The 6,879-nt window shown below is 59.2% G+C and carries 9 protein-coding genes and 1 pseudogene; 5 read left to right on the forward strand and 5 right to left on the reverse strand.

Annotated elements, in window-relative coordinates; genetic code table 11:
* Positions 1-46 precede the first annotated feature (46 nt).
* Entirely contained in the window at positions 47-1,204 is a 1,158-nt protein-coding gene (locus tag IB248_RS09650) for an aminotransferase class I/II-fold pyridoxal phosphate-dependent enzyme (RefSeq protein ID WP_029792473.1), read from the reverse strand.
* 211 nt (positions 1,205-1,415) lie between these two features.
* Between IB248_RS09650 and IB248_RS09655 the strand changes: the two genes are divergently transcribed.
* From IB248_RS09655 to aat, 5 genes are all read left to right on the forward strand, one after another.
* On the forward strand, positions 1,416-2,174 hold the full coding sequence (locus tag IB248_RS09655) for a DsbA family protein (protein ID WP_018857000.1): 759 nt from the start codon (positions 1,416-1,418) through the stop codon (positions 2,172-2,174).
* Between the two features lie 144 nt (positions 2,175-2,318).
* A complete protein-coding gene (gene aroQ / locus IB248_RS09660) occupies positions 2,319-2,756 on the forward strand; it encodes a type II 3-dehydroquinate dehydratase (RefSeq protein ID WP_018857001.1) in 438 nt (145 codons plus the stop codon).
* Between the two features lie 22 nt (positions 2,757-2,778).
* Positions 2,779-3,255: an acetyl-CoA carboxylase biotin carboxyl carrier protein gene (accB, locus tag IB248_RS09665; protein ID WP_018857002.1), complete on the forward strand. Its 477-nt coding sequence runs from the start codon at positions 2,779-2,781 to the stop codon at positions 3,253-3,255.
* A gap of 10 nt (positions 3,256-3,265) precedes the next feature.
* Complete coding sequence (gene accC, locus IB248_RS09670) at positions 3,266-4,612, forward strand: acetyl-CoA carboxylase biotin carboxylase subunit (protein WP_018857003.1); 1,347 nt, start codon at positions 3,266-3,268, stop codon at positions 4,610-4,612.
* Between the two features lie 6 nt (positions 4,613-4,618).
* Positions 4,619-5,233 carry a leucyl/phenylalanyl-tRNA--protein transferase gene (gene aat, locus IB248_RS09675; protein WP_018857004.1) on the forward strand — a complete coding sequence of 205 codons (615 nt, stop codon included), beginning with the start codon at positions 4,619-4,621 and terminating at the stop codon, positions 5,231-5,233.
* A 3-nt stretch (positions 5,234-5,236) separates the two neighbouring features.
* Here aat and IB248_RS09680 read toward each other — a convergent pair whose 3' ends face one another.
* The 4 genes and pseudogenes from IB248_RS09680 to IB248_RS09695 all read right to left on the reverse strand — a co-directional run.
* A complete protein-coding gene (locus IB248_RS09680) occupies positions 5,237-5,668 on the reverse strand; it encodes a DUF2155 domain-containing protein (protein ID WP_029792474.1) in 432 nt (143 codons plus the stop codon).
* 105 nt (positions 5,669-5,773) lie between these two features.
* Complete coding sequence (locus IB248_RS09685; protein WP_007792741.1) at positions 5,774-6,172, reverse strand: NADH:ubiquinone oxidoreductase subunit NDUFA12; 399 nt, start codon at positions 6,170-6,172, stop codon at positions 5,774-5,776.
* A 104-nt stretch (positions 6,173-6,276) separates the two neighbouring features.
* Complete coding sequence (locus tag IB248_RS09690; RefSeq protein WP_018857006.1) at positions 6,277-6,738, reverse strand: GNAT family N-acetyltransferase; 462 nt, start codon at positions 6,736-6,738, stop codon at positions 6,277-6,279.
* Positions 6,739-6,752: 14 nt separating this feature from the next.
* Positions 6,753-6,879: pseudogene (locus tag IB248_RS09695) on the reverse strand (IS481 family transposase); the annotation flags it as partial.

Genomic DNA, 6,879 nt, shown 5'->3' on the forward strand with positions numbered 1-6,879 from the left:
GAAATTGCCTTAGCAAGTCTCCAGAGGACTCTCCATTAGAAGAAACTTATTTCAACCACGCTCCGATACGTTCGATTGCTTCGATGATCTCGGCTTCGGAACCGGCGTAGGACATGCGCATCGAGCGATTACCTTCCAGCGGGTCGAAATCCAGGCCCGGCGTCGCGGCGACGTTGATCTCCGCCAACATCCGCTTCGCGAAGGCCATGCTATCATTGGTAAAGCGCGTTACGTCGACATAGGCGTAGAAGGCGCCATCCATCGGCGATGCGATGGACAGGCCGATCTCCGGCAGACGCTTCAGCAGAAAATCGCGGTTGGCCGCGTAGCTCGCCTTGTAGACATCGAGTTCCGCGGCCGCGCCGAGAGCGGCCGTCGCGGCGATCTGCGAGAGTTCGGGCGGCGAGATGTAGAGGCTTTGCGCGACGCGCTCGATCGGGCGCACCAGCCGCTCGGGCAGCACCATCCAGCCGATCCGCCATCCCGTCATGCAATAATATTTGGAGAAGGAGTTGATGACGATCGCCTCGTCGGTCAATTCCAGCGCGCTGGTCTCTTCGCCGGCAAAGGTCAGTCCGTGGTAGATTTCGTCTGAAATGAACGCGATCGAATTGGCCGCGCAATAGTCGGCCAAGGACTTCAGCCCCTGGCGGCCGGTCACGGTACCTGTCGGGTTGGCGGGGCTCGCCAGCAGAACGCCCTTCAGCCTGACATTGTTTGCCGTTTGCGCGGCCTCGAGACTCTCGGGCGTCAACGTGAAGTGGGTTTCGGCCGTTACCGGCACCTCGATCACCCTCAACCCCAACGCGCCGAGGATGTTGCGGTAGGCGGGATAGCCCGGCCGGGCAATCGCGACCGCGTCGCCGGCATCGAACAGCGAGAGAAACGCCAAATTGAAGCCGGCGGAAGAACCCGTCGTTATCGCGATCCGTGCAGGATCGATCTTCAGCCCGTGACGGCCGCGATAATGGTCGGCCAGCGCTTGTTTCAGTCTCGTCGTACCAAGCGCGTCCGTGTAGCCGATCTTGCCCTCCACAAGCGCAGCCTGCGCTGCCTCCCGCGCGGCCCGCGGCGCCGGATGGGATGGCTGGCCGACGGCCATGGAAATGACCGGATGGCCGTTCGCTCGCCGCCTTGTCGCCTCCGCCAGAACATCCATGGCATGAAAGGGTTCGACTTCGCTGCGTTGGGAAATGGAAAACAAGATCGCTTCTCTCTAACTTTGCTTGCGGCCAGACAATTGCCGCAATAATCGGGTCATCACAATCCCGCGATTGAACCGCGGATGCGAAAATTCCTGTTTGAAGACGACCGGACGCACCGTAATTTGGCGGCAGCGGCGTGCCGCCGTTAACCGGGCAGTGTTATTCGACGCCTAGAACCGACGCATGTAAACTGCTGATGACGAGGATATAATGGCCATACTTCCGAAAATCTTCACCGCGCTCGCGCTCACTGCCTCGGTGGCAACTGCCTATCCGGCGGCAGCACTCGACGACGCGCAGAAGAAGGAGTTCGGCGAGTTCATCAAGCAATACCTGATCGAAAATCCAGAGATCATGCTCGATGTTCAGGATGCGCTGCAGAAGAAGCAGGAGCAGGCGCGCCTCGTTAAAGCCAACGCCGTGATTGCTGACAACAAGTCGACGATCTTCGATTCGAAGTATGACTTGGCGATCGGCAACCCGAAGGGCGACATCACGATCGTCGAATTCTTCGATTACAATTGCGGCTATTGCAGGCATGCGCTTTCGGACATGCAGACGATGCTCGAAAAAGACAAGAACGTCCGCTTCGTGCTCAAGGAATTCCCAATCCTCGGACCGGAATCGGTTGCCGCACACAAGGTATCCGACGCATTCCGCAAACTGGCGCCGCAGAAATATAGCCAGTTCCACATCGCATTGCTTGGCCGCGACGGCCGCGCCGACGAAGCGAGCGCTCTCGAAGTCGCAGAGTCCCTTGGCGTCAGCGAAAAGCAGATAAGGGATGAGATGGCCAAGAGCTCCAGCGATGCTTCCGTCAAGGAAACCTATGACCTTGCTCAGAGCCTCGGCATCACAGGCACACCGTCCTATGTGGTCGGCAACGAGCTCGTTCAAGGCGCGGTTGGCTTCGACGACCTTGAAGCCAAGGTGAAGAATATGCGCGCCTGCGGCAAGACGAGTTGCTGAGGCGACGCTCATCAAATCGCCAAAATCGAAGCGTTTCAGCCATGTGGACAAATATGGCGTGATTCGGGCTGCGCTTCCCAAAGGGCTTTCATTAGGCCCGTGGGGAGTCTATAGGTTGCCGTCCCGCACTTATTGGAACATTCGATGACGCAAACGATATTCGTCCTGAACGGCCCCAACCTGAACATGCTCGGCAAAAGAGAGCCCGGCATCTATGGTGGCAAGACCCTTCAGGATATCGAGGCGGACTGCAAGGCGGCCGGGCGTGAGCTCGGCTTCGATATTGATTTTCGCCAGAGCAATCACGAAGGCACGCTCGTTGATTGGTTCCATGAAGCGAACGACAAGGCCGTTGGTGTCGCGATCAATGCAGGTGCCTACACGCATACGTCGGTCGCGCTCCACGATGCAATTCGCGCTATTTCCATTCCGGTAATAGAGCTCCATATCTCCAACGTTCACGCGCGGGAAGAATTCCGCCACAAGTCGATGATTGCGCCAGCGGTGAAAGGCGTCATCTGCGGCTTCGGGCCTTACAGCTATATTCTGGCGCTCCAGGCGCTGAAGAATCTTACGGCATAAAAAGAAGACAGGGCAAACACTCATGGCTGAGAAGAAAAACGGTATCGACCAGGCGCTGATCCGCGACCTCGCGAACATCCTCAACGACACGGATCTGACGGAAATCGAAGTCGAGCAGGACGATCTGCGCATCCGCGTTTCGCGCGCCGGCAACACCCAGTACATTCAGGCTCCGATGGCTGCGCCCGCGTTCGCAGCGGCTCCGGCCGTAGCGGCCCCGGCAGCTGCAGCACCTGCGGCTCCGGCAGCGGCGGTACGCAACCCTGCCAACACTGTCAGCGCTCCGATGGTCGGCACCGCCTACATGGCTCCGGCTCCCGGTGCACGCGCCTTCATCGAGCTCGGCGCGACCGTGAAGGAAGGCCAGACGCTGCTCATCATCGAAGCGATGAAGACCATGAACCAGATTCCTTCGCCGAAATCCGGGAAGATCACCGAAATCCTCGTCGAGGACGGAAGCCCCGTCGAATACGGCCAAGCCCTCGTCGTCATCGAATAAGGCGGGCGTCATGGTCTCGAAAATCCTCATCGCCAATCGCGGGGAAATCGCGCTTCGCGTGCTGCGCGCTTGCAAAGAGCTCGGCATCCCGTGTGTCGTGGTCCATTCGACCGCCGACGCCGACGCCATGCATGTGCGCCTCGCCGACGAGAGCGTCTGCATTGGTCCTCCGCCCTCACGCGACAGCTATCTGAACATCCACCAGATCGTGGCCGCCTGCGAGATCACGGGCGCCGATGCTGTGCATCCTGGTTACGGCTTCCTCTCCGAAAACGCCAAGTTTGCGGAAATCCTGGAAGCGCACGGCATCACCTTTATCGGCCCGACGGCGGAACACATCCGGCTTATGGGTGACAAGATCACCGCCAAGACGACCGCCCAGGAGCTCGGCATTCCTGTCGTTCCGGGTTCGGACGGCGAGGTAAAGACCGAAGAAGATGCGGTGCGGACGGCTGCCGAAATCGGCTATCCGGTGCTGATCAAGGCAACCGCCGGCGGCGGTGGTCGCGGCATGAAGGTTGCCAAGTCCGAGGCCGACCTGATCGAAGCCTGGTCGACGGCCCGTACCGAAGCGGCGGCCGCCTTCGGCAACGATGCGGTCTACATGGAAAAGTACCTCGGCCAGCCGCGCCACATCGAAATCCAGGTGTTCGGTGACGGCGAAGGCAATGCGATCCATCTCGGCGAACGTGATTGCTCGCTGCAGCGCCGCCACCAGAAGGTCTGGGAAGAAGCCAATTCCCCGGCTTTGAACGTCGAGCAGCGCATGAAGATCGGCCAGATTTGTGCCGACGCCATGAGGAAGCTGAAGTATCGCGGTGCCGGTACGATCGAGTTCCTGTACGAGAACGGCGAGTTCTATTTCATCGAAATGAACACCCGTCTGCAGGTGGAACATCCGATCACCGAAGCCATCACCGGCATCGACCTTGTTCACGAGCAGATCCGCGTCGCTTCGGGCGGCGGGCTCTCCGTCAAGCAGGAAGAGATCAACTTCAACGGCCACGCCATCGAATGCCGGATCAACGCCGAGGACGCGCGGACCTTCGTACCCTCCCCGGGCACGATTACCCACTTCCACGCACCGGGTGGACTTGGTGTTCGCGTCGATAGCGGCGCGTACCAGGGCTACAAGATCCCGCCGTACTACGACAGCCTCATCGGCAAGCTCATCGTCTTCGGCCGTACGCGCGTCGAATGCATGATGCGTCTGCGCCGCGCGCTCGACGAGTTCGTCGTCGACGGTATCAAGACGACGCTTCCGTTGTTCCAGGATCTGGTGGACAATCAGGATATCGCCAACGGCGACTATGATATCCACTGGCTGGAAAAATATCTGGCCAAGAAACCGGCGTAACAAAGAATGGCAGGATCGCGCAGGAAGTCTCCAGGCATAACACCGGAAATCCTCCTGCGCGCCTACTCTATCGGTCTTTTCCCAATGGCCGAATCGGCTGACGATCCAGAAATATTCTGGGTCGAGCCCGACCTTCGCGGCGTCCTGCCGCTCGACGAATTCCACGTTTCCAAAAGCCTCGCCAAGACGATCCGGCGCAAGCCGTTCGATATCCGCTTCAATTACGATTTCGACGCGGTCATTGCGGCCTGTGCGGCAGAGACCGGGGACAGGCCCAGCACCTGGATCAATCAGACCATCAAGACGCTATATTCGACACTGCATCGTATCGGCCATGCTCACTCGGTCGAGGCCTGGGACGGCGACGAACTTGTCGGCGGATTATACGGAGTGTCGCTGGGCTCGGCATTCTTCGGCGAAAGCATGTTCTCGCGGCGGACCGACGCCTCGAAGATCTGCCTCGTTCATCTGGTGGAACGGCTGCGCGCCAAGGGTTTCACCTTGCTCGATACGCAGTTTACGACCGAGCACCTGAAGACGTTCGGGGCGATCGATGTTCCGAAGAATGAGTACGCCCACATCCTCACGGCGGCAATGGAATCGCCGCACCTTGAATTCTAGGAACTAGTTGGCTGCCTTGTCAGGCGCGGGAACGTCCGAGTTCTGCTTGCAGTCCTTTAGCCAGACGTCATAGATCGGATGCTCTACGGCATTGAGGCCGGGGCTGTCGGCAAACATCCAGCCGGTGAAGATGCGGCGGATCTTACGGTCGAGCGTGATCTCGTCGACTTCCACAAAACCATCGATCTTCTGCGCTTCCGCCTGATCGCGCGAATAGCAGGCCTTCGGCGTCACCTGCAGCGCACCGAACTGCACGGTCTCGTTGACATAGACGTCGAAGGTGGTGATACGGCCGGTGATCTTGTCGAGGCCGGAGAAAACGGCAACCGAGTTCTCAATGCGGGCAGCGGAGGCAGCCTGCGGCAGAAGGATCGAGCCAAGCACCAGGGAAAGCCCGGCGGCACGCAGGAGCTGGATCCGCGTGATAAGCTTCATATCTGCCCGTCTCCACAGCGTCTGAAAATCGAAGGCCGCAATCGCTGCGGCCATTCTGCGGGTAATAGTCAATTGTGGCTAAAAGCAGGGTCGGCGACCAGCTTCTCAGTTGCCAGGCGTCCAGGCGTCGTAGTCGCCGGTAACCCGCGGACGTTCGCCGGGAACGACGAGCGAGCCCGGCGGACGATAAGCCTGCGGCGACCCGGTCGGGTTTGCGCGATGCGGCTTCTGCCATTCCTTGGCAACGTAGTTTTCCTGGCTCGGCGGGACATTCGTGCGATGATGCATCCAGCCATGCCAGCCCGGCGGAATTGCAGAGGCTTCGGCATAACCCTTGTAGATCACCCAACGCTTCGGAAGACCGTAGGATGACATACCGCCTTCGTAATAAACATTACCCAATTCGTCTTCACCGACGCGCTTGCCAAAACGCCAGGTCGCAAAACGCGTACCGATCGTCTGACCGTTCCACCAGGTGAAGATTTGCACGAGGAGATTCTTCATGTCTTTTCCTTGAGCTAGCCGGAAGGCAAGCGGGACCAGAATTTGATCCCTCGCTTATGCCGCCAGCGATCCGCATTGTCCAGTGATTCCGGTGCCACACCGGCTCATTTCAGCGCCATCTTGAAGCCGAGATGCGATTGCTTGAAACCAAGTCTTTCGTAGAAGCGGTGCGCATCCGTGCGGCTGGCATTCGACGTCAGTTGCACGAGCCGCAAACCGCGACGTTTTGCCTCCGCAATGGCAAACTCAATCATCTGGGCACCGATGCCCTGGCCACGCATGTCACCCCGCGTCTGCACCGCCTCAATGATCATCGACGAGGAGCCACGACCGATCAGCGACGTCACGACCATGGTCTGAAATGTGCCTACGACCTGCCCGTCACGCTCCGCGACGTAAAGCGTTTGGTCGGGCGATGAAGCAATCCGCTCGAAAGCCCGAAGATACTTGCCGAATATCTCGGGCGCGGTCGTGTCGCCGTGACCGCCGAGTTCATCAGCGGCAAAGATGGCAACCAGCGCGGCGACGTCGGAGCTGCGTGCCTCGCGAATCGTGGTTTGGCTCATGATCGTATTGCGGCCTAGGTGTGTGGTCCCGGAATGAGATGGTGCGGATTGATTTTGAAGATTGACGGGTCCCTTGTCCAGGCGTTGCAGATTGCTTGATAGGGCGTTCGCCATCGGAGCGCCTTGAGGTGTTTGGCGAGG

The organism is Rhizobium sp. RHZ01 (assembly GCF_014851595.1).
Lineage (GTDB): Bacteria > Pseudomonadota > Alphaproteobacteria > Rhizobiales > Rhizobiaceae > Rhizobium > Rhizobium altiplani.

Excerpts from the sequence above, each read along its gene's own strand:
- aroQ (WP_018857001.1), top strand. The coding sequence starts at position 2,319 with ATGACGCAAACGATATTCGTCCTGAACGGCCCCAACCTGAACATGCTC.
- IB248_RS09685 (WP_007792741.1), bottom strand. The coding sequence starts at position 6,172 with ATGAAGAATCTCCTCGTGCAAATCTTCACCTGGTGGAACGGTCAGACG.
- IB248_RS09690 (WP_018857006.1), bottom strand. The coding sequence starts at position 6,738 with ATGAGCCAAACCACGATTCGCGAGGCACGCAGCTCCGACGTCGCCGCG.
- IB248_RS09655 (WP_018857000.1), top strand. The coding sequence starts at position 1,416 with ATGGCCATACTTCCGAAAATCTTCACCGCGCTCGCGCTCACTGCCTCG.
- aat (WP_018857004.1), top strand. The coding sequence starts at position 4,619 with ATGGCAGGATCGCGCAGGAAGTCTCCAGGCATAACACCGGAAATCCTC.
- accC (WP_018857003.1), top strand. The coding sequence starts at position 3,266 with ATGGTCTCGAAAATCCTCATCGCCAATCGCGGGGAAATCGCGCTTCGC.
- accB (WP_018857002.1), top strand. The coding sequence starts at position 2,779 with ATGGCTGAGAAGAAAAACGGTATCGACCAGGCGCTGATCCGCGACCTC.
- IB248_RS09680 (WP_029792474.1), bottom strand. The coding sequence starts at position 5,668 with ATGAAGCTTATCACGCGGATCCAGCTCCTGCGTGCCGCCGGGCTTTCC.